General features: G+C 55.9%; 17 protein-coding genes. 8 read left to right on the forward strand and 9 right to left on the reverse strand.

Annotated elements, in window-relative coordinates; genetic code table 11:
- Window positions 1–16: 16 nt before the first annotated feature.
- From dgcA to mntP, 3 genes are all read right to left on the reverse strand, one after another.
- A complete protein-coding gene (gene dgcA / locus DEU53_RS15925) occupies window positions 17–982 on the reverse strand; it encodes an N-acetyl-D-Glu racemase DgcA (protein WP_110867707.1) in 966 nt (321 codons plus the stop codon).
- A gap of 1 nt (window position 983) precedes the next feature.
- Window positions 984–1,991 (reverse strand): N-acetyltransferase DgcN, encoded by a 1,008-nt coding sequence (gene dgcN / locus DEU53_RS15930; RefSeq protein ID WP_110867708.1) that lies wholly within the window; start codon window positions 1,989–1,991, stop codon window positions 984–986.
- Window positions 1,992–2,470: 479 nt separating this feature from the next.
- Window positions 2,471–3,043, reverse strand: coding sequence for a manganese efflux pump MntP (gene mntP, locus DEU53_RS15935; protein ID WP_101762773.1), 573 nt, complete (start codon window positions 3,041–3,043; stop codon window positions 2,471–2,473).
- A gap of 284 nt (window positions 3,044–3,327) precedes the next feature.
- Here mntP and DEU53_RS15940 point away from each other — a divergent pair, with 284 nt between their 5' ends.
- Together DEU53_RS15940 and mqo are read left to right on the forward strand one after the other, a co-directional pair.
- Window positions 3,328–3,567: a DUF1158 family protein gene (locus DEU53_RS15940; RefSeq protein ID WP_110867726.1), complete on the forward strand. Its 240-nt coding sequence runs from the start codon at window positions 3,328–3,330 to the stop codon at window positions 3,565–3,567.
- 535 nt (window positions 3,568–4,102) lie between these two features.
- A complete protein-coding gene (gene mqo / locus DEU53_RS15945) occupies window positions 4,103–5,713 on the forward strand; it encodes a malate dehydrogenase (quinone) (protein ID WP_110867709.1) in 1,611 nt (536 codons plus the stop codon).
- 59 nt (window positions 5,714–5,772) lie between these two features.
- On the opposite strand, the gene DEU53_RS15950 is transcribed toward mqo, so the two are convergent.
- Window positions 5,773–6,360, reverse strand: coding sequence for a LysE family translocator (locus DEU53_RS15950; RefSeq protein WP_101762775.1), 588 nt, complete (start codon window positions 6,358–6,360; stop codon window positions 5,773–5,775).
- 136 nt (window positions 6,361–6,496) lie between these two features.
- On the opposite strand from DEU53_RS15950, the gene DEU53_RS15955 reads away from it, so the two are divergent.
- Window positions 6,497–7,987, forward strand: coding sequence for a PLP-dependent aminotransferase family protein (locus DEU53_RS15955; RefSeq protein ID WP_110867710.1), 1,491 nt, complete (start codon window positions 6,497–6,499; stop codon window positions 7,985–7,987).
- On the opposite strand, the gene DEU53_RS15960 is transcribed toward DEU53_RS15955, so the two are convergent.
- Window positions 7,954–8,577 carry a glutathione S-transferase family protein gene (locus tag DEU53_RS15960; protein ID WP_101762777.1) on the reverse strand — a complete coding sequence of 208 codons (624 nt, stop codon included), beginning with the start codon at window positions 8,575–8,577 and terminating at the stop codon, window positions 7,954–7,956. The genes DEU53_RS15955 and DEU53_RS15960 overlap by 34 nt on opposite strands.
- A 113-nt stretch (window positions 8,578–8,690) precedes the next feature.
- Between DEU53_RS15960 and DEU53_RS15965 the strand changes: the two genes are divergently transcribed.
- Entirely contained in the window at window positions 8,691–9,539 is an 849-nt protein-coding gene (locus tag DEU53_RS15965) for a PhzF family phenazine biosynthesis protein (protein WP_110867711.1), read from the forward strand.
- A gap of 82 nt (window positions 9,540–9,621) precedes the next feature.
- On the opposite strand, the gene DEU53_RS15970 is transcribed toward DEU53_RS15965, so the two are convergent.
- Window positions 9,622–10,380 (reverse strand): SDR family NAD(P)-dependent oxidoreductase, encoded by a 759-nt coding sequence (locus tag DEU53_RS15970; RefSeq protein ID WP_110867712.1) that lies wholly within the window; start codon window positions 10,378–10,380, stop codon window positions 9,622–9,624.
- A gap of 115 nt (window positions 10,381–10,495) precedes the next feature.
- Here DEU53_RS15970 and DEU53_RS15975 point away from each other — a divergent pair, with 115 nt between their 5' ends.
- The 3 genes from DEU53_RS15975 (at window position 10,496) to DEU53_RS15985 (ending at window position 14,072) form a co-directional block, all read left to right on the forward strand.
- Complete coding sequence (locus tag DEU53_RS15975; protein ID WP_101762793.1) at window positions 10,496–11,395, forward strand: LysR family transcriptional regulator; 900 nt, start codon at window positions 10,496–10,498, stop codon at window positions 11,393–11,395.
- Between the two features lie 45 nt (window positions 11,396–11,440).
- On the forward strand, window positions 11,441–12,448 hold the full coding sequence (yhjD, locus tag DEU53_RS15980; protein ID WP_110867713.1) for an inner membrane protein YhjD: 1,008 nt from the start codon (window positions 11,441–11,443) through the stop codon (window positions 12,446–12,448).
- Window positions 12,449–12,737: 289 nt separating this feature from the next.
- Window positions 12,738–14,072 carry an MFS transporter gene (locus DEU53_RS15985; RefSeq protein ID WP_101762781.1) on the forward strand — a complete coding sequence of 445 codons (1,335 nt, stop codon included), beginning with the start codon at window positions 12,738–12,740 and terminating at the stop codon, window positions 14,070–14,072.
- Window positions 14,073–14,318: 246 nt separating this feature from the next.
- Here the strand turns inward: DEU53_RS15985 and ilvC are convergent, their stop codons facing one another.
- Complete coding sequence (gene ilvC / locus DEU53_RS15990) at window positions 14,319–15,794, reverse strand: ketol-acid reductoisomerase (RefSeq protein ID WP_008106632.1); 1,476 nt, start codon at window positions 15,792–15,794, stop codon at window positions 14,319–14,321.
- Between the two features lie 161 nt (window positions 15,795–15,955).
- Between ilvC and ilvY the strand changes: the two genes are divergently transcribed.
- Window positions 15,956–16,837: an HTH-type transcriptional activator IlvY gene (gene ilvY, locus DEU53_RS15995; RefSeq protein ID WP_110867714.1), complete on the forward strand. Its 882-nt coding sequence runs from the start codon at window positions 15,956–15,958 to the stop codon at window positions 16,835–16,837.
- On the opposite strand, the gene ilvA is transcribed toward ilvY, so the two are convergent.
- On the reverse strand, window positions 16,838–18,385 hold the full coding sequence (gene ilvA, locus DEU53_RS16000) for a threonine ammonia-lyase, biosynthetic (RefSeq protein ID WP_101762783.1): 1,548 nt from the start codon (window positions 18,383–18,385) through the stop codon (window positions 16,838–16,840).
- A gap of 3 nt (window positions 18,386–18,388) precedes the next feature.
- Window positions 18,389–20,239, reverse strand: a complete 1,851-nt coding sequence (ilvD, locus tag DEU53_RS16005) for a dihydroxy-acid dehydratase (protein ID WP_110867715.1) — start codon at window positions 20,237–20,239, stop codon at window positions 18,389–18,391.
- Between the last annotated feature and the right edge of the window lie 42 nt (window positions 20,240–20,281).

Here is a 20,281-nt window from a genome sequence, read left to right on the forward strand (position 1 = left end):
TTGCTCCGCATGCGGGTTACAGCCAGATTTGGCCTTGAGCGTAAGAAAGGAAGGGCGAGCTATCGGCGGCCAGCCAAATGGGGCCATCGAGATCGACATGTTCAGCGGCAATCGCCACCGGCAGCGCCGCTTCCATCGCCAGTGAAGAACCGAGCATGCAGCCGACCATCAACCGCATATCGTGCTTCTGCGCCTCTTCCACCATCGCCAGCGCTTCGGTCAAACCGCCGCACTTATCCAGCTTGATGTTGATCATCTCGTAGCGATTGCGCAGCGGCGCGATGTCCTGGCGGGTGTGGCAGCTCTCGTCGGCACACACCGGAATCGGGTGTGTGAAGCGCTGCAACGCCTGATCCTGACCCGCCGGCAGCGGCTGCTCGACCATCGCGATGTTAAAACTCGCCAGCGCGTTGAACAGGCTGGGCAAATCCACGCCCGACCAGGCTTCATTGGCATCAATGATTAAGGTGGCGCGCGGCGCGGCCTGACGAATCGCGGCGACTTTCTCCAGAATGTCGTCGCGATTAAGTTTGATTTTCAGCAGGATGGCGCCGCGTGATACCGCATCGGCAGCGGCGGCGGCCATGTTTTCGATGGAGTCGAGGCTGAGAGTTTCGGCGGTGATCACCGATGGCGGCTGACGACGCTCGCACTGTTGCCACAGCGTGTGCTTCGCCAGCGCGGCATCGAGACGCCACAGCGCACAGTCCAGCGCATTACGCGCTGAACCCGCAGATAAACGGCTTTGCAGATCGAGGCGGCTCAGGCCCGCTTCCATGGCGGCGCGCAGCGCTTCCAGTTCGGCGTTGACGCTTTCTGGCGTTTCATCGTAGCGCGGCGTTGGCGTACATTCGCCGCGGCCAATAAAGCCGTTCTGCTCCAGCGTCACGCGAATCACCGTGACTGCGGTGCGCGTACCGCGTGAGATGGCGAACGGACGCGCCAGCGGCAGCTCCAGCACTTCAATCTGCATGCGCCGCATGTTAGCCACGCTCCTGCAGCAGCGCGGCGATATCCGCAATGCCAAAACGCACCGGATCGGTGGCAGGCACGCCGAATTCGGCGCTGATCTCTGCACAATAGGCGCGCGCTTCGTCTTCGCTGTAGTTCGAGGTGTTGATGGCGAAACCGGCCAGCTGAACCGCGTCGCTGGTGACGTGCGCTGCGCGCAGGTTGGCTTCAACGCAATCTTTCAGGCTGACCATTGGCTGATGCGGCAGATGACGCATATGCGGACGCCCCATTTCATGGCACATCACCAGCCAGTGCGGCTGCGCACCGTGGATCAGGCCCATGCTGACGCCAGCATAGGAAGGATGGAACAGCGAACCCTGACCTTCAACGATATCCCAGTGATCGGCGTCATTGGCTGGCGACAGCGCTTCGACCGCGCCGGCGATGAAGTCGGCAATCACTGCATCAATCGCGATACCTTCGCCCGCGACCAAAATACCGGTCTGGCCGGTGGCGCGGAAATCGGCTTGCATGCCGCGTTCACGCATCGCGGCTTCCAGCGCCAGCGAGGTGTACATCTTGCCTACCGAGCAATCGGTGCCGACAGTAAGTACACGCTTACCTGTGCGCTTTTTACCGCTGCCGACGTCCAGTTTTGGACGCATGTGGCGCAGGTCGAACAGCTCAACGCCGAACTCTTTGGCCAACGCCACCAGCTCCGGCTCATCCACCAGACGATGGTGCAAACCGCTGGCCACGTTCATCCCGGCAGAGAGGGCGCTTTTTACCGTGTCGAGCCAATGCGTGGGCAAGTAACCGCCGGCATTGGCGGTGCCGAGCACCAGCGTTTTGGCACCGCGCGCTTTGGCAGCGGCGATGTCGAGGACGTCGAGGCCAAGCGTGACGGTGCAGCCCGGCAGTTTGATTTCGCCAACGCACTGCTCTGGACGCCAGACGTGAATGCCGCGTGCGGTTTTAGCGGCCAGTGGATCGGTTACATCGCCGAGGAAGAGTAAATAAGGTTGTGGGATCAGCATGATGTTTCTCGTTTCAGACGGTTTATAGGGCCTGAATTGACTATTTCACGCAGAAGATGGGGTGACGAATGCTTGTTTAGTGGCGGGGTATAACGTGCGGCTATAGCCAGATCGAAATCTAATGGCTGAGGAGTTTTATCAGCGAGTTAGGGGAAAAATGGGGAGATTAGCGGCTGGAGAGATAAGAAAATCGTTGATAACCACAGGTCGATCCCTGACCGCGATTATCGAGGGTATTTGACGGAATGCTTAATTTAAAGCACCCGGCGGTACGTGTTTGAAAGTCTCGACATAAGAACGGAACACGTAGCGGAAAAAGCGTTTCATAAAGCACCTGGTTCAAAAATTGTTGAAGAAATACGCAAAAAGTATAGCCGCTGAGCGTTTTTACCGCAATTATTTTTGAAGTAGATCACAGAATTGGGGATTAGTGCGGATGTGAAGAAGAGGTCGCCATGAATGGCATAACGACAACGTGGTTAGTTAAACCAGCCTAAATGCTCGCTTAAAATGGTGCAGCCAATGCTGATCAGCACTACGCCGCCCAACACTTCCGCCCATTTGCCCATCACCGGGCCGATAAAGCGTCCAACCAATACGCCGGTGGTTGCCATGATAGTGGTCGCCGCGCCGATGGTGACGGCGGTCATGATGATATTCACCTGCAGGAACGCCAGGCCAACACCGACGGCCAGCGCATCAAGACTGGTGGCGACGGCGGTTAACGCCAGCACCATAAAACCATGACGCTGCGGCGCTTCGCACGGCTCGTCAGCGGTTTGACGAAAACCTTCCATCATCATACGGCCGCCCAGCACGGTTAACAGCACGAATGCCACCCAATGATCCCACGCCATGATGTAGCGGCTGGCCGCGAGGCCAATTGCCCAGCCAATCAGCGGCGTCAACATTTCGATAACGCCGAAAATCAGGCCGGTTCGCAGCGCCTCTTTGAAACCTGGGCGATGCAGCGACGCGCCTTTGCCCAGTGCTGCGGCGAAAGCGTCCATCGACATGCCAAAGGCCAAAATCAGGGTTGCGATAAATGTCATGGGTTTTTAATCAATGCCGCGGAACCGGCGTTAAAGCCGCTACTTGTCCGCATTTATTGTTCAGTAATGAAAAAGTGCGCGCAGTCTAACACGCAAAAACGTCAAAAAAAAGACAGTAAAATCAGGGATTTAAGTATAGCAAAGGCTATAACTCTTAACTTCCGCTATTTTTGACGCTAAGTGAATGGAATAGAAGAAATTTCTGAGCGCGAGCCGGCGCGGGGATTGCACCGTAGCGCGGTTTTATGCGCTAATGCCCGCGCTAACTGATTTGGACAATGACCATGAATAACCCATTCGAAACGCTGATCATCCCAGGCGGCATTCTGCTGCTAGGCTTTCTTTCCGCCCTGCTGCTGCCCGCGCCTTCATTTGGTATTGAGCTGGCAAAACAATTGCAGGAAAGCCTGCATTTGATGGATGTTAATCAGCTGTATACCATCGTCTTTAGTTTGTGGTTTTTGCTGCTGGGCGCGCTCGAGTTTTTCGTCATTCGCTTCCTGTGGCGCCGCCGATCGCGCTGATCGTTTTTCCGGCAAGGTGATGCATTTTTCTTCTGGCAGCTTTACGCGGTCATACCTCAATTCATCACCACAAAAATGTAACATTACTTTTACACGACCTGGCGAAATATCGCGCAACATAAAATCCGCATAAATAATCAATCTAGTTAAAACATATATTTTTCAACACATTAAAATGTGATGCATATCACTCGCCGTTTTCACCCCCGTTATAACCCCTCACAATAGCGTAACAACTGCATTACTCTAACCGTCTGATTAAGAGATAAAAATCCCTTATGACCGCGAGGTTGAGCTGATTAATTCTTATGCTGAATCATTTCCGCCTTTAAAAAATAAACAAACGTTTAATTCCGATACGAGAATGTTATATTCGAATGCATATGCATAACGTGCAGTTAACCGTTATCGTCCCCGTGACTTATACCTGAGTCTTAACCTTTGAGAGATAGCGCCACGCGCTCGAAAGAAGCGCGGCTATTTCGCCTGCGAACCTGTTGAGCTTCAGGTCAACAGAGAGAGGAGATGTCGCCTCATGAGTACTACTGCGGTAAATCTGGCGCTCGCCGCCGCTTCAATGGAAAGTGCAAACCTTCAGGAACGAAAAGACGTCGACGTACTGCTGATTGGCGCAGGCGTGATGAGTGCGACTTTGGGCGCATGGCTGCAAGATCTCGAGCCTGACTGGTCAGTTGAGATGGTTGAACGTCTTGATGATGTGGCCGTTGAATCCTCTAATGGCTGGAACAACGCCGGAACCGGTCACGCCGCGCTGGCGGAGCTCAACTATACGCCGCAGAAGGCGGATGGCAGCATTGACATCGCCAAAGCGGTCGCGATTAACGAATCGTTCCAGATTTCGCGTCAGTTCTGGGCGTATCACGTGCAGAAAGGCAACCTGCGCAATCCCAAAAGCTTTATCCACAGTACGCCGCACATGAGTTTCGTCTGGGGCGACGATAACGTTGAATTCCTGCGCAAGCGTTTCAATGCGCTGCAGAAAAGCACCCTTTTCCGTGGCATGAATTACTCTGAAGACCGCGATCAAATCACTAAGTGGATTCCGCTGGTGATGAACGGCCGCGACAGCAAACAGAAAGTGGCGGCGACCTGGACCGAAATGGGTACCGACGTGAACTTCGGTGAAGTAACGCGTCAGCTGATTGCCTCTTTAGAGAAGAAAGCCAATTTCCGCCTGCGTCTGCGCCAGGAAGTGCGTGATATCAAACGCCTGAGCGACGGTCGCTGGCAGGTCACGCTGCATAATCTGGCCAGCGGTGAAAATCGTGTGCTGACCACGCGCCAGCTGTTTATCGGTGCCGGCGGTGCGGCGTTGCCGCTGCTGCAGAAATCCGGCATTCCGGAAGTGAAAGGCTACGCCGGTTTCCCGGTGGGCGGTTCATTCCTGGTGACGGAAAATCCTGACGTGGTGAAACAGCATATGGCGAAGGTGTATGGCAAAGCCAGCGTCGGCGCACCGCCGATGTCGGTGCCGCACGTCGATACCCGCGTGCTGGATGGCAAACAGGTGCTGCTTTTTGGGCCGTTTGCTACCTTCTCAACCAAATTCCTCAAAGAGGGTTCGCTACTGGATATGTTCGGCGCGATGAACACCAGCAACCTCAAGCCGATGGTGCAGGTTGGCCTGAAGAGCTTCGACCTGGTGAAATATCTGGTTGATCAGGTGTTGCAAAGCGACAGCGATCGTATGGAAGCGTTGCGCGCTTACGTGCCGCAGGCGAAGCAGGAAGATTGGCGTTTAGTCACTGCCGGCCAGCGCGTGCAAATCATCAAGAACGATGCCGTTGAAGGTGGCGTGCTGCGTCTTGGTACTGAAGTGGTGACTTCGGAAGATGGCACCATTTCCGCCCTGCTGGGTGCCTCGCCGGGCGCCTCCACCGCCGCACCGATTATGCTCGAGCTGATGGCGAAAGCCTTCCCGGAACAGATGCGTTCACCGGAGTGGCAGACCAAAATCCGCATGGTGATCCCATCGTGGGGCCGCAAGCTGAACGGCGACGTCGCACTGACCGAGAAAGTGCTGGCCGATACCAGCCGCGTGCTGCAACTCGACTATGAACCAGTGATTACACCTGATGCCGCCAACGATGAAGCGCGCGAAACCGCGCACGTGGTGGGTAAGTAACAAGGTAGTATCGGAGATTGGCAAGATGAGAGGCCGCGAAAGCGGCCTCTTTTTTATGGCTAGCTCAGCAGCACCGCGTCGTACAACATCCACGCAGTTGTCGCCACCAGCGAAAGCGCCATCAAACTGTTAAACGCCTGACGTTTCCACGCGACCTGCAGATGGCTGCGAAGGCGATCGCCCAGCGCTGCCCAAATCAAAATGCACGGCAGATTCAGTGCGGCGAATCCCAGTAGCACCGTCAGCACGCCGTTACTGTTGGCGTACATCAGCGCCACGTTGGTGACCATCAGCCAGGCTTTGGGATTCACCGCCTGGAAACAGATGCCGCCAATTAGCGTCATGGGACGCGGGCGTTCACGCAGTTGCGGCGCGCCAGCGCGGAAAATCTTCCACGAAAGCCACAGCAGATAGCTACAGCCGACTACCGTCAGCGGCAGGCGAATCGCGCCCATCCAGTGCAGCAGCGCATCCAGCGCCACGCTCGCCAGTAGCATCTGTATTGCGCAGCCTAGCAGGATGCCAAACAGCATCGGCAGCGTGCGTTTAAAGCCAAAGTTAACACCCGACGTTGCCAGCAGCAGGTTATTTGGACCCGGCGTGATCGACATCACGGTGACGTAGCTGAAGAATGATGGATCGAGCATGATGCGCTTCCTGAAGAATCAATGATGCCTTCATGCTAATGCGTATGTTGCAATGGAAACAGAGACACAAAACCACTATTGTAATGGGTACAGTTGTTCCAAAAATGAATTGTACCCATCGCGCGCGGAGGCTTTTGTGTCCCTTCCACTCTCATCCGGTCAAACGCTGTATCAGCAGTTGGTCGATAGCTTTGCCGAGTCGATACATCAGGGCACGCTGAAGCCGGGTAAACGCCTGCCGGCGATACGCCGCGTGGCACAATCGCATCAGGTGAGTATCAATACCGTGCTCAATGCATGGCAAATCCTCGAAGATCGCGGCCTGATTGAATCGCGGCCGCAGTCGGGTTATTACGTGCGTGGCGTGCTGCCCGCCGTGACGCGTTCAGTAAAACCGCTACCGGCAAAAATCAACGATCCCAGCGCGCAGAAGCTGGAGCTGATTGAGCAAGTGTTCGCGGCGCAAAATAATCCCGATTACACCAATATCTCATTAGCCTGTCCGCAGGATGGCACCTTCTATCCGGCGGCGCGGATCGGGCGAATTACTGCGTCGATTTTGCGCCAGAATCCCGACATTATCGGACGCTATGCGCTTCCACCCGGTAGTGAGCGCTTACGGGAGGAGATTGCGCGTCGTGCCCTGCACAACGGCATCAACTTGCCGCCGCAGGCGATCACACTGACGCACGGCTGCATGGAAGCACTCCAGCTGGCGCTGCGCGCGGTGACTAAACCCGGCGATTGCATTGGTTTGGAGTCGCCGACCTATTTCTTCCTGTTCCCGCTGCTGGCGTCGCTGGGGCTGAAAGCGCTGGAAATTCCTACCGATCCGCAGCAGGGATTGTCGCTGGATGCGCTGGAGATGCTGCTGCAGGAGAAGCGGGTTCAGGCGGTGATCGCCATGCCCGGCGCGCAGAACCCGCTGGGATATGTGATGCCGCTGGAGAATAAAAAGCGGCTGGCGAAGTTAGTGAACACTTACCACGTTCCGCTGCTGGAAGATGGTTTGTACGACGAATTGCAGTTTGAGTGGCCGCTGTCGCCGCCAGTAAAGGCGTTTGATAGCGAGGGTTGGGTGATTTACTGCACCAGCTTTACCAAAACCGTGGCGCCTGATTTCCGCGTCGGCTGGACTGCTGCCGGGCGTTTTCATGACGCTATCGCTCACCTCAAAGCGGTGTCGTCGATGGCGGAATCACGCTTGTTAAGTGAAACCCTGGCCGAATTTCTTGCCAGCGGCGGCTACGATCATCATCTGCGCACGCTGCGTCGGCGCTATGCCGCCAATCTGGATGCGGCGCGCGGGATTCTGGCACGCCACTTTCCGCAGGGCACGCGCGCGACCCTGCCGCGCGGCGGGTTTGTTTTTTGGGTCGAACTGCCGGGGAACATTGATACCGTAGAGATGTTTCATCGTCTGCTGCAGGAGCAAATCTGTGTGACGCCGGGCGCGCTCTACTCCCTGAGCGATCGTTACAAACACGCGTTACGCCTCTCCTGCTGCTACCCGTTTGATGAACGTTATACGTGGGCGCTGCAGCACACTGGCGCGCTGGCCTGTGAAATGACAGGCCTCGCGCCGGGACAGGATCAGGGTTTGCCGTTGCGGCCCCAGGTGGTGTAAGGCTCGCGCTCGGTCAGGCGTTCGTAATAAGTCTGCACCGCCGGGAAGTCAGGGTGTTCCAGCGGGGTTTCAAACCAGCGGTTCACCGCCAGCCCAACCGGAATATCGGCCAGCGAGAAATTGCGGCCTGCGACATAGCGCCCAGTTTTCTCCAGATGCTGGTTGAGTATGTTCATGGTGTGCGTCCAGCCTTTCACGGCCGCCGCCAGCAAGCGGGGATCCTGATGCGCCGGCGAGTTGCGCACCAGCGACATAAATGCGTAACGCCAAGACGTGTTAAGTTCGGTGGCTTGCCAATCCATCCACTGATCAACTGGCGCGCGCGCGCGGGGATTGTCGGGATAGAGCCATTCGCCGCCATTGCTGTTGGCGAGATAGCGCAGAATAGCGTTGGATTCCCACAGCACGAAGTCGTCCTCGATTATTACCGGGACCATGGCGTTGGGATTGAGCGCCATAAACTCTTTTGAGTGCAGCGATTGTGGATCATCGCCCCAGGGTTCTAATTCGTACGCAATATCGAGTTCTGCGCACAGCCACAGAACTTTTCGCACGTTTATTGATGAAGTACGGCCAAGAACTTTTAACATTGCGGACTCCGATTCCAGAATTCTTAATCTATTCATAGCCCTGTTGCTGGCCTTTCGCAATCAGCAGGATGTAAATCCCGATTTCAGACAACCTCAACGAGGAAGGAGTGACAATGAAGGTCGCATTTAAACAGGTGGACGTGTTTACCTCATCGGCGTTTAAAGGGAATCCGCTGGCGGTGATCATGGATGCACAGGGATTGAGTGACGCGCAGCTGACGGCGATTGCGCGCTGGACCAATCTGTCGGAAACCACCTTTGTGTTGCCGCCACAGGATGCGGCGGCGGATTACCGCGTGCGCATTTTTACCGTCGAAGGTGAACTGCCTTTTGCCGGGCATCCGACGTTAGGCACCGCGCATGCGCTGCTGGAAGCCGGTTGGCCGCTGAAAACGCCGGGCAAAATCGTGCAGGAGTGCGGCGTTGGTCTGGTTGAGGTGAAAATCAGCGATGACGGTGCGCTGGCATTTGCCGCGCCTGCCGCCACATTAACGCCGTTCAGTGATGCGCTGATGAGCAGCGCGCTGAACAGTGAATGCTTCGATCTCAGCCAAATGCCGACCATCGTTGATATGGGTATTCGCTGGCTGCTGATTCCGATGAGTAGCGCGCAAGCGGTGCTGGATGTGGTGCCGTCAGCAGCCGATTTACACCGTTTACATCAGCATGCTGAGGTTAACGGTACGGCAATTTTTGGTGCGTTACCGTCGGGCGAAAACGAGCAGTATGAAGTGCGCGCATTGCTGGTTGAGAACGGCAGCTTGACTGAGGATCCGGTGACCGGCAGCGCCAACGCCTGTCTGGCGCGCTATTTCGAGGCTAACAAGCAAACGCGCGATTATCGGGCACGTCAGGGCAGCGCGATTCAGCGGGAAGGTCGCATTCAGGTGAGTTTTAGCGATAAAGCGATCTGGATTGGTGGCCAAACCGTGACGGTGATTGACGGGACGATTGAGCTGTAATTGTAATCTGCACCATCCGTAGCGGCGCAATTTATTGCGCAATAAATTGCGCCGCTACGAATATGTGCATCAGTTTATATTTTTACAGACCTTGGCCGCCTGAGGCTTCAATGCGCTGTGCGGTGATCCAGCCGGTTTCATCGCTGAGGATCGCGCTGATGGCATCGCCAATATCATCCGGCAAACCAACGCGGCCCAGCGCGGTGACTGAAGCGATATGGTCGTTGAGATCTTTGGTATCACGCACGCGACCACCACCGAAGTCAGTTTCAATCGCGCCTGGCGCCAGAATGTTGACGCGGATATGGCGCTCGCCTAACTCTTTGGCCTGATAGCGCGTTAGCACTTCCATCGCGCCTTTAATTGAGGCGTACGTGCCTGAACCCGGCAGCGTTAAACGGGTTAAACCGCTGGAGATATTCAGGATGCGTCCACCATCAACGATCAGCGGCAGCAGTTTTTGCGTCAGGAAGAACGGCCCTTTGAAGTGCACATTCACTAGCGCATCAAACTCATCTTCGCTGGTCTCTGCGAACAGCTTGTAGTGACCGTGACCGGCGTTGTTCACTAAATAATCAAAGCTGTCACGCTGCCAGGTTTTCTGCAGCGCTTCTCTCACCTGCGCCACGAAGCCGTCAAACGTGCCTGTGTCGCCTACATCCAACTGCAACGCCACCGCACGCGCGCCCAGCGCTTCAATCTCCTGCACAACCGCCTGCGCTTCTTCCGCGTGACCGCGATAGGTAAACAGGATATCAGTGCCTTTGGCAGCCAGTTTCAGCGCCCCATTCTTGCCTAAACCGCGATTTCCGCCGGTAATCAATGCAATTTTATGACTCATGTTTCGCTCCAGTTGGAAAATTGAACACGTGTTAAGGATATTCGTGAATAATTGATCTATAAACGCAGAGGAATACGCAGCACTGTTTCACTAACAACAACAATCGGTGAACAACATGGATAAAATTCACGCTATGCAGGTTTTTGTGCGGGTGGCAGAAATGGGCAGTTTTACCCGTGCGGCAGAAAGCTTAGGTTTACCGAAAGGCAGCGTATCCCGCCAGCTACAGGCGCTGGAGAATCAAATGGGGACGCGCCTGCTGCATCGCACCACGCGACGTGTGCACCTGACGCAGGACGGCCTGGTTTATTACGATCGTTGCCTCGATTTACTGTCGATGCTCGACGACATGGACAGCCTGTTCCAGCACGATCCCGGCACCTTAAGCGGCAAATTGCGCGTGGACATGTCGGTGGCGATGGCGACCGGCTTTGTGCTGCCACGATTGCCGGAGTTTTTGCAGCACTATCCCGGTCTGGAAATTGAGTTGAGCAGCAGCGATCGTCAGGTTGATGTGATTCGCGAAGGATTTGACTGCGTGGTGCGCGTCGGCGAGCTGAAAGATTCCGGGCTGATTGCGCGGAAAATCGGCTCGCACGCCTTGATCAACTGCGCCAGCCCCGGCTACCTTTCCCGCTTCGGCATGCCGGTGCGGCTGGAAGATCTGTCGCAACACGCGATGGTGCATTACACCCAGCAGCTGGGACAACCTTCATTGGGCTTTGAATATTTTGATGGCAAACAGTGTCATTACGTTCAAACCGGCGGCGTGGTGACGGTAAACAGCACCGAAACCTATCGCGCCGCCTGCATGGCAGGGCTCGGCATTATTCAGGTGCCGGCGATTGGCGTACAGCCGCTACTGGAGTCGGGGCAACTGGTGGAAGTGCTGCATCATTTCCCGGCGAAACCGATGCCCATCTCGCTGCTTTATCCGCATCGCCGCAACGTGGCGCGCCGCGTGCGAGTGTTTATGGAATGGCTCAGCCAAGTCCTGCAGGAATATGTAACTTAGCAGACTATAATTGTATTTTCGCAGTGAACAGGATGACTATCGTCTATGACGGACAAAACCCCTAAACAGACCGCGGCCGAGGCAGAAGCCAAGCCGCTGATTGATATTAAAACCGGCAATAAAACCGTGGATGGCTCGATTCAAAATGTGTCGCGCTTCGCTGCCTGGTTCCAGGCGATTCCGGCGGTGGCGCACTTTATGCGCGCGCTGGAACGCTTCAACGATCGCCTCGGTAGCCAGTTTGGCGCGGCGATCACTTACTTCTCCTTTCTCTCTCTGATACCGATTTTGATGGTCTCCTTTGCGGCGGTCGGTTTTGTGCTGGCGTCGAATCAGGATTTGCTCACCGAGTTGATCAACAAAATCGTTAACAGCATCAGCGATCCGACGTTGGCCACCACGCTGAAAAATACGGTGAATACCGCGATTCAGCAGCGTGCCACAGTAGGATTAACCGGTTTGCTGCTGGCGCTCTACTCCGGCATTAACTGGATGGGCAACCTGCGTGAAGCGGTGCGCGCGCAGTCACGCGACGTGTGGGAACGCACGCCGGACGATCAGGAGAAATTCTGGAAGAAGTACGCGCGCGATCTGATTTCGCTGTTGGGTTTGATGTTTGCGCTGGTGATTACGCTGTCGCTGACCTCGATTGCCGGCGCGGCGCAGGCAGCGATCGTTAACGCGCTGGGGCTGGAAGACATTGAGTGGCTGCGCCCAGCGATGACGGTGATTGCGTTATCTATCTCTATCCTGGCTAACTATCTGCTTTTCCTGTGGATCTTCTGGATTTTACCGCGCCACAAGCCGCGTAAAAAAGCGCTGTTCCGCGGCACGCTGCTGGCGGCGATTGGCTTTGAGGTGATCAAGTTTGTAATGACGCTGACGCTGCCGAAGCTGGCAAGCTCGCCGTCGGGCGCGGCTTTTGGTTCAGTGCTCGGCTTAATGGCGTTCTTCTACTTCTTTGCGCGTTTGACGCTGTTCTGCGCCGCGTGGATCGCCACCGCCAAATACAAAGATGATAAAGAGATGCCGCAGCCGCATCAGGCTAAATAAGCCTACGAGGTTGTTACAATTGCCGTACTAGCTAAAAATGTCTCCTGCTGGCTGCTTTTTCAGCGAAAACCAGCAGGAAACGCTAAAGGGTCACTTTAATTTGGCCCTTTTGCAGAGATTCCCGCCAAAAAAGTGACACTTCCCGTTCCCATCCGCCACTGATCGCAGCAACTCAGAAATTATCCACTTATTCGCCGAAAAAGCCCGGTCTGACGCGGTTTTTCGCCATTGAATGCCGCAAACCAGGTGCGTAAGATTCTCTGTCTACATTTACAATTAAGAAACACTTATGCAAGCCTCCATCACAGAAACACTCGACAAAAAACACGACGACACGCCGGTCAATTCACGTGGCAAAGTGGTTGTGGCATCGCTTGTCGGCACCGCCATTGAGTTCTTCGATTTCTATATCTATGCCACCGCTGCGGTGATTATTTTCCCGCACATCTTCTTCCCGCAGGGCGATCCGACCGTGGCCACGTTGCAGTCGCTGGCGACCTTCGCGATCGCCTTCGTGGCGCGTCCTATCGGTTCTGCCGTGTTTGGACACTTTGGCGATCGAGTTGGCCGTAAAGCCACCTTGGTGGCATCGCTGCTGACCATGGGCGTCTCGACGGTGCTGATTGGTTTACTGCCAGGTTATGAAACCATTGGCGTGGCAGCGCCGCTGCTGCTGGCGCTGGCGCGTTTTGGTCAGGGTCTTGGCCTTGGTGGCGAATGGGGCGGCGCGGCGCTGCTGGCGACCGAAAATGCCCCGGCGAAGAAACGTGCGCTTTATGGTTCGTTCCCACAGCTCGGCGCGCCGATTGGCTTCTTCTTCGCTAACGGCACGTTCCTGCTGCTTTCATGGTTGCTGACCGACGAGCAGTTCATGAACTGGGGCTGGCGCGTGCCGTTTATTCTCTCTGCGGTGCTGGTGTTAATTGGCCTGTATGTGCGCGTTTCGCTGCATGAAAGCCCGGTATTCGCCAAAGTGCAGAAAGAGAACAAACAGGTGAAAATGCCGATCGGCACGCTGCTGAGCAAGCATCTGACCGCCACCATTCTTGGCACCTTCATCATGCTCGCCACTTACACGCTGTTCTACATCATGACCGTGTATTCGATGAGTTACGGCACCGCACCCGCGCCGGCTGGCCTCGGCTATTCGCGTAACAGCTTCCTGTGGATGCTGATGGTGGCGGTGATTGGTTTTGGTGTGATGGTGCCGATTGCCGGTCTGCTGGCCGATCGCTTTGGTCGTCGTAAAACCATGATCACCATTACGTTGATGATTATCGCCTTTGCATTGATGTTCCCAATGCTGCTGGGTTCCGGTTCTCAGGTGCTGGTAATGGGCTTCCTGATCCTCGGTCTGAGCATTATGGGCCTGACGTTTGGTCCGATGGGCGCGCTGCTGCCAGAACTGTTCCCAACGGAAGTGCGTTATACCGGCGCATCGTTCTCTTACAACCTGTCGTCGATTCTTGGTGCCTCGGTAGCGCCTTATATCGCCACCTGGCTGAACGCCCATTACGGTTTGCAGGCGGTGGGTTTCTATCTGGCTTCGATGGCGGTGTTGACGTTGATCGCGCTGATTGCCTGTAAAGAGACGCGAAATCAGACGCTGTATGAAGCGGTGTGATTGAGCTGGCGGTACTTTGTACGTGCTTGCTGTCCCCCATCCCGGCCTTCCCCCGCTAGCGGGGGAAGGAGACGCTGCCACATGCAGCTTCAGAACTAACATATGGCAGCATCTTCCTCCCCCATTCATGGGGGAGGACCGAGGAGGGGGACAGCGAGTACATACCTGGAGCAACAGCGAGCACGAATAAAAAAACCCCGGCAAGCCGGGGTTTTTTATTGTGCTGAAAACTGTGTCGCGCGTGGCTTAGCCAGCGACAGCGATACGTTTCATATCGGTCATGTAGCCACGCAGTTTGCGGCCTACAGATTCGATTGGGTGCTGACGAACGGCTTCGTTGACGTCACGCAGCTGCGCGTTATCCACCTGCGTACCTTCAACTGCTTTGCCCAGATCGCCCGGCTGCAGCGTGGTCATGAACTCTTTCAGCAGTGGAACTGCCGCAAAGGAGAACAGGTAGTTACCGTATTCTGCGGTATCCGAGATAACCACGTTCATTTCATACAGACGCTTACGTGCGATGGTGTTAGCAATCAGCGGCAGCTCGTGCAGTGATTCGTAGTAAGCCGACTCTTCGATGATGCCCGCGTCAACCATGGTTTCGAATGCCAGCTCAACGCCTGCTTTCACCATCGCAACCATCACGACGCCTTTGTCGTAATATTCCTGCTCTTCGATTTTGCCATCAAACTGCGGTGCGTTTTCGAATGCCGTTGCGCCGGTCTCTTCACGCCAGGTCAGCAGGTTTTTGTCGTCGTTAGCCCAGTCAGCCATCATGCCTGAAGAGAATTCGCCAGAGATGATGTCATCCATGTGCTTCTGGAACAGCGGAGCCATGATGGTTTTCAGCTGCTCAGACAACGCATAAGCGCGGATTTTTGCCGGATTAGACAGGCGATCCATCATCAGCGTGATGCCGCCAAACTTCAGTGATTCGGTGATGGTTTCCCAGCCGAACTGAATCAGTTTTTCGGTGTAAGCCGCGTCGTGACCTTCCGCCACCAGCTTGTCGAAGCACAGCAGAGAACCGGCCTGCAGCATACCGCACAGGATGGTCTGCTCGCCCATCAGGTCAGATTTCACTTCCGCAACGAAGGAAGATTCCAGCACGCCTGCACGGTCGCCGCCGGTCGCTGCTGCCCAGGCTTTAGCAATCGCCATGCCTTCGCCTTTTGGATCGTTTTCCGGGTGAACGGCAATCAGCGTAGGTACACCGAAACCACGCTTGTACTCTTCACGTACTTCCGTACCTGGGCACTTCGGTGCCACCATTACGACGGTGATGTCTTTACGGATGGTTTCGCCCACTTCAACAATGTTGAAACCGTGTGAGTAACCCAGCGCAGCGCCATCTTTCATCAGCGGCTGAACAGCCTGAACGACCGCAGAGTGCTGCTTGTCTGGCGTCAGGTTAACCACCAGATCGGCCTGTGGGATCAGCTCTTCGTAAGTACCGACTTTAAAGCCGTTATCGGTCGCTTTGCGGAAAGAGGCACGCTTCTCAGCAATCGCTTCAGCACGCAGGGCATACGCCACGTCCAGACCAGAATCACGCATGTTCAGACCCTGGTTCAGACCCTGAGCGCCACAGCCAACGATGACCACTTTCTTGCCTTTCAGGAAGCTAGCGCCATCTGCGAATTCGTCGCGTGACATGAAACGACATTTGCCCAGCTGCGCTAACTGGTTGCGCAGATTCAATGTGTTGAAGTAATTAGCCATGGGTACTCCGGTTAGATGTTGTGTTTGTTTTTGTTCAGTAACGACGTTATCTCTTACGCCGCGAATGACCCCATCATATGACAGGAATTCCGTTGCTTAAATTGATATATTAGCAAGGTCACATTGCATAATTTGCAACATAACCTTGAGGCGATACGCGCATGGATTTACGAGACCTGAAACTCTTCCTCCATCTGGCTGAAAGCTGCCACTTTGGCCGCACCGCGCGTGCCATGCACGTCAGCCCTTCAACTCTTTCGCGCCAGATTCAGCGCCTGGAAGAGGATGTCGGTCACGCGTTGTTCCTGCGTGATAACCGCACCGTCACGCTCACCGAAGCCGGTGAGCGCCTGCGCCAGTTTGCGCAGCAGACGTTGCTGCAGTATCAGCAGTTACGCCATGTGATGGATCTTAACGGCCCGTCGCTGAGCGGCGAACTGCGCCTGTTCTGCTCGGTAACCGCCGCTTACAGCCATCTGCCGCCGATTCTTGATCGCTTTCGCGCTGAACATCCGCAGGTAGAGATCAAACTCACCACCGGTGATGCCGCCGATGCGATTGAGATGGTGCAGTCCGGCGAGGCCGATCTCGCCATTGCCGGTCGCCCAGAATCGCTGCCGGCCAGCATAGATTTTACGCCACTGGGCCTGATTCCGCTGGTGCTGATCGCCCCGGCGCTGCCTTGCCCGGTGCGCAATCAGGCGACGCAGGAGCAACCCGATTGGGCGCAAATTCCGTTTATCCTCCCGGAACAAGGACCTGCACGCCGCGGCATCGATTTATGGTTCCGCCGCCAGCGCATTCCCAATCCGCAGATTTATGCCACGGTTTCCGGTCATGAGGCGATTGTGTCAATGGTGGCGCTGGGATGTGGTATTGCGCTGCTGCCGGATGTGGTGCTGGAGAACAGCCCGGAACCGGTGCGCAATCGCGTGTTAACGCTGGAGAATGTGGAGTCTGTCGCACCGCTGGAACTCGGCGTTTGCGTACAAAAAAAGCGGCTCGGAGAGCCGCTTATCAATGCGTTCTGGCACCAGCTGTAATCACTGCCCGGCGAGGAAAAAACGGAACGCCGGGTTGCTCGCTTCGTCATGCCATTCGTAACCCAGCGCGGTGAGATGGGTTTCGAAATCCGGTTCCTGATCGTTGGCTTCAAATGCCGCCAGCACGCGGCCATAATCGGTGCCGTGGCTGCGATAATGGAACAGCGAGATATTCCAGTGCGCGCCCAGCGTCTGCAGGAACTTCAGCAGCGCGCCCGGTGCTTCCGGGAATTCAAAGCTAAACAGGCGTTCGCGCAGCGGCTTGGATGGACGTCCGCCCACCATGTAGCGCACGTGCAGCTTGGCCATTTCGTCATCAGACAGATCCACCACGTTATAACCGGCTTCGCTCAATTGGCTGATGATCTCACTGCGCTCCTCCAGCCCGCGCGTTAAGCGCACGCCGACGAAAATGCAGGCGTTATCCGCATCGGCGTAGCGATAGTTGAACTCGGTGATCGAGCGCCCGCCGATGGTCTGACAGAACTTGAGGAAACTGCCCTGCTGTTCTGGAATGGTGACCGCCAGCAGCGCTTCACGCTGTTCGCCCAGTTCGCAACGCTCGGAGACATAGCGCAAGCCGTGGAAGTTGACGTTGGCACCCGACAACACGTGCGCCAGGCGCTCACCTTTGATGTCGTGCAGCTGGATGTATTTCTTCATACCCGCCAGCGCCAGCGCGCCGGAAGGTTCCGCCACGGCGCGCACATCTTCGAACAGATCTTTCACCGCTGCGCAAATCGCATCGCTATCCACCGTAATGATGTCATCGAGATACTCCTGACACAGACGGAAGGTTTCGCTGCCGATGCGTTTGACCGCTACGCCTTCCGCAAACAAGCCGACACGCGCTAAATCCACCGGCTCACCTGCTTCCAGCGCGGCCTTCAGGCAGGCTGAATCTTCCGATTCCACGGCAATCACTTTGATCTGCGGCATCAGCTGCTTGATCAAAACCGCGACACCCGCCGCCAGACCACCGCCGCCGACCGGCACGAAGACGCGATCAAGATGCGCGTCCTGCTGCAGCAACTCCATCGCCAGCGTGCCCTGCCCGGCGATCACTGCCGGATGGTCAAACGGAGGAACGAAGGTGTAACCCTGCTGCTCTGCCAGCTCAATCGCTTTGGCTTTCGCCTCGTCGAAGTTGGCACCAAACAGATAAGCCTCACCGCCAAATGCGCGTACTGCATCAACCTTGATGTCTGCCGTGGCCAGCGGCATCACAATCAGTGATTTGATACCCAGCGTGCTGGCCGAGAGCGCCACGCCCTGCGCATGGTTACCGGCCGAAGCCGTGACCACGCCGCGCGCTTTTTGCTCTTCGTTCAGCCCGGCAATCATCGCGTAAGCCCCGCGCAGCTTGAAGCTGTGCACCGGCTGACGATCTTCACGCTTCACCAGAATGGTGTTGCCAAGACGCGATGAAATTTTTTCCATTTTTTGCAGCGGCGTCACCTGGGCAATTTCATACACCGGTGAACGCAGCACGGCGCGCAAATACTCCGCGCCGTTTGGCGTCGCGGAGAGCGGTTGAGACTCAGCCATCGGTTAGCCTCCCAGCTTGGACTTATCGCGCACCGCGCCTTTGTCTGCGCTGGTCGCCAGTGATGCATAGGCACGCAGGGCAAAGGAGACTTCACGTACGCGGCCGTGCGGGGTATAAGCCGCATCGCCGCGCGTTTGCTCTTCTTCACGACGGGCGTGCAGTTCGTTATCCGGTACCGCCAGCTTGATACCACGGTTGGGGATATCGATCTCAATCATGTCGCCATCTTTCACCAGCGCGATGGTGCCGCCGCTCGCCGCTTCCGGAGAGGCGTGACCAATCGATAAGCCTGACGTGCCGCCAGAGAAGCGACCATCGGTGATCAGTGCGCAGCTTTTGCCAAGGCCCATGGATTTCAGATAAGTGGTCGGATAGAGCATTTCCTGCATGCCCGGTCCGCCTTTCGGTCCTTCGTAGCGGATCACCACGACGTCGCCGGCTACCACTTTACCGCCAAGGATCGCTTCAACTGCATCATCCTGGCTTTCGTACACTTTCGCCGGGCCTTTGAAGGTGAGGATCTCTTTGTCTACACCCGCGGTTTTAACGATACAGCCATCTTCGGCAATGTTGCCGTAAAGCACAGCTAAGCCGCCATCCTGCGAGTACGCGTGTTCGCGTGTACGAATACAACCATCGGTACGGTCATCATCCAGCGTGTCCCAACGGCAGTTCTGCGAGAACGCCTTGGTGGTACGAATACCAGCAGGACCGGCGCGGAACATATCCTTCACCGCCTGATCTTTGGTCAGCATGATGTCGTACTGATCCAGGGTTTCACGCATGCTCTGCTGCAAGATGTTGCGCGCGCTGGTGTCGATTAAACCGGCGCGATCTAACTCACCGAGAATGGCGATAACGCCACCCGCACGGTGCACATCTTCCATGTGATATTTCGGCGTACTTGGCGCCACTTTACACAGCTGCGGCACTTTACGAGACAAGCGATCGATATCGGAGATGTTGAAGTCGATTTCACCTTCCAGCGCCGCTGCCAGCAGGTGCAGAACGGTGTTGGTGGAACCGCCCATAGCGATATCCAGCGTCATCGCATTCTCGAACGCCGCTTTGGTGGCGATGTTACGCGGCAGCATGTTGACGTCATCCTGCTCGTAGTAGCGTTTGGTCAGGCTAACGATGCGCTTACCAGCATTGATGAACAGCTCTTTACGATCGGCGTGTGTGGCCAGCAGTGAACCGTTACCCGGCTGCGACAAGCCCAGCGCTTCGGTCAGACAGTTCATCGAGTTGGCGGTGAACATACCGGAACAGGAACCGCAGGTTGGACAAGCAGAACGTTCGATCTGATCGCTGTCGGCATCGCTGACGTTCGGGTTGGCGCCCTGAATCATTGCATCAACCAGATCCAGCTTGATGATTTGATCAGACAGTTTGGTTTTACCGGCTTCCATCGGACCGCCAGACACAAAGATCACCGGAATGTTGAGACGCAGTGACGCCATCAGCATGCCTGGAGTGATTTTGTCGCAGTTGGAGATACATACCATAGCATCGGCGCAGTGCGCGTTGACCATGTACTCCACTGAATCGGCAATCAGCTCACGTGAAGGCAGTGAATACAGCATGCCGCCATGACCCATGGCGATACCGTCATCCACCGCAATGGTGTTGAACTCTTTGGCCACGCCGCCGGCTGCTTCGATTTCCTCAGCAACCAGTTTGCCAAGATCGCGCAGGTGCACGTGGCCCGGTACGAATTGGGTGAATGAGTTGACCACGGCGATAATCGGCTTACCGAAATCGTCGTCGGTCATTCCTGTCGCGCGCCACAAGGCACGGGCACCGGCCATGTTACGTCCATGGGTGGTGGTGGCGGAACGGTACTTAGGCATGCTCTATTTACTCCAGTAATAATAAGGTTGCGGGCGCCATCT

The sequence above is a fragment of the Pantoea sp. AG1095 genome (genome assembly GCF_003208415.1).
GTDB lineage: Bacteria > Pseudomonadota > Gammaproteobacteria > Enterobacterales > Enterobacteriaceae > Pantoea > Pantoea leporis.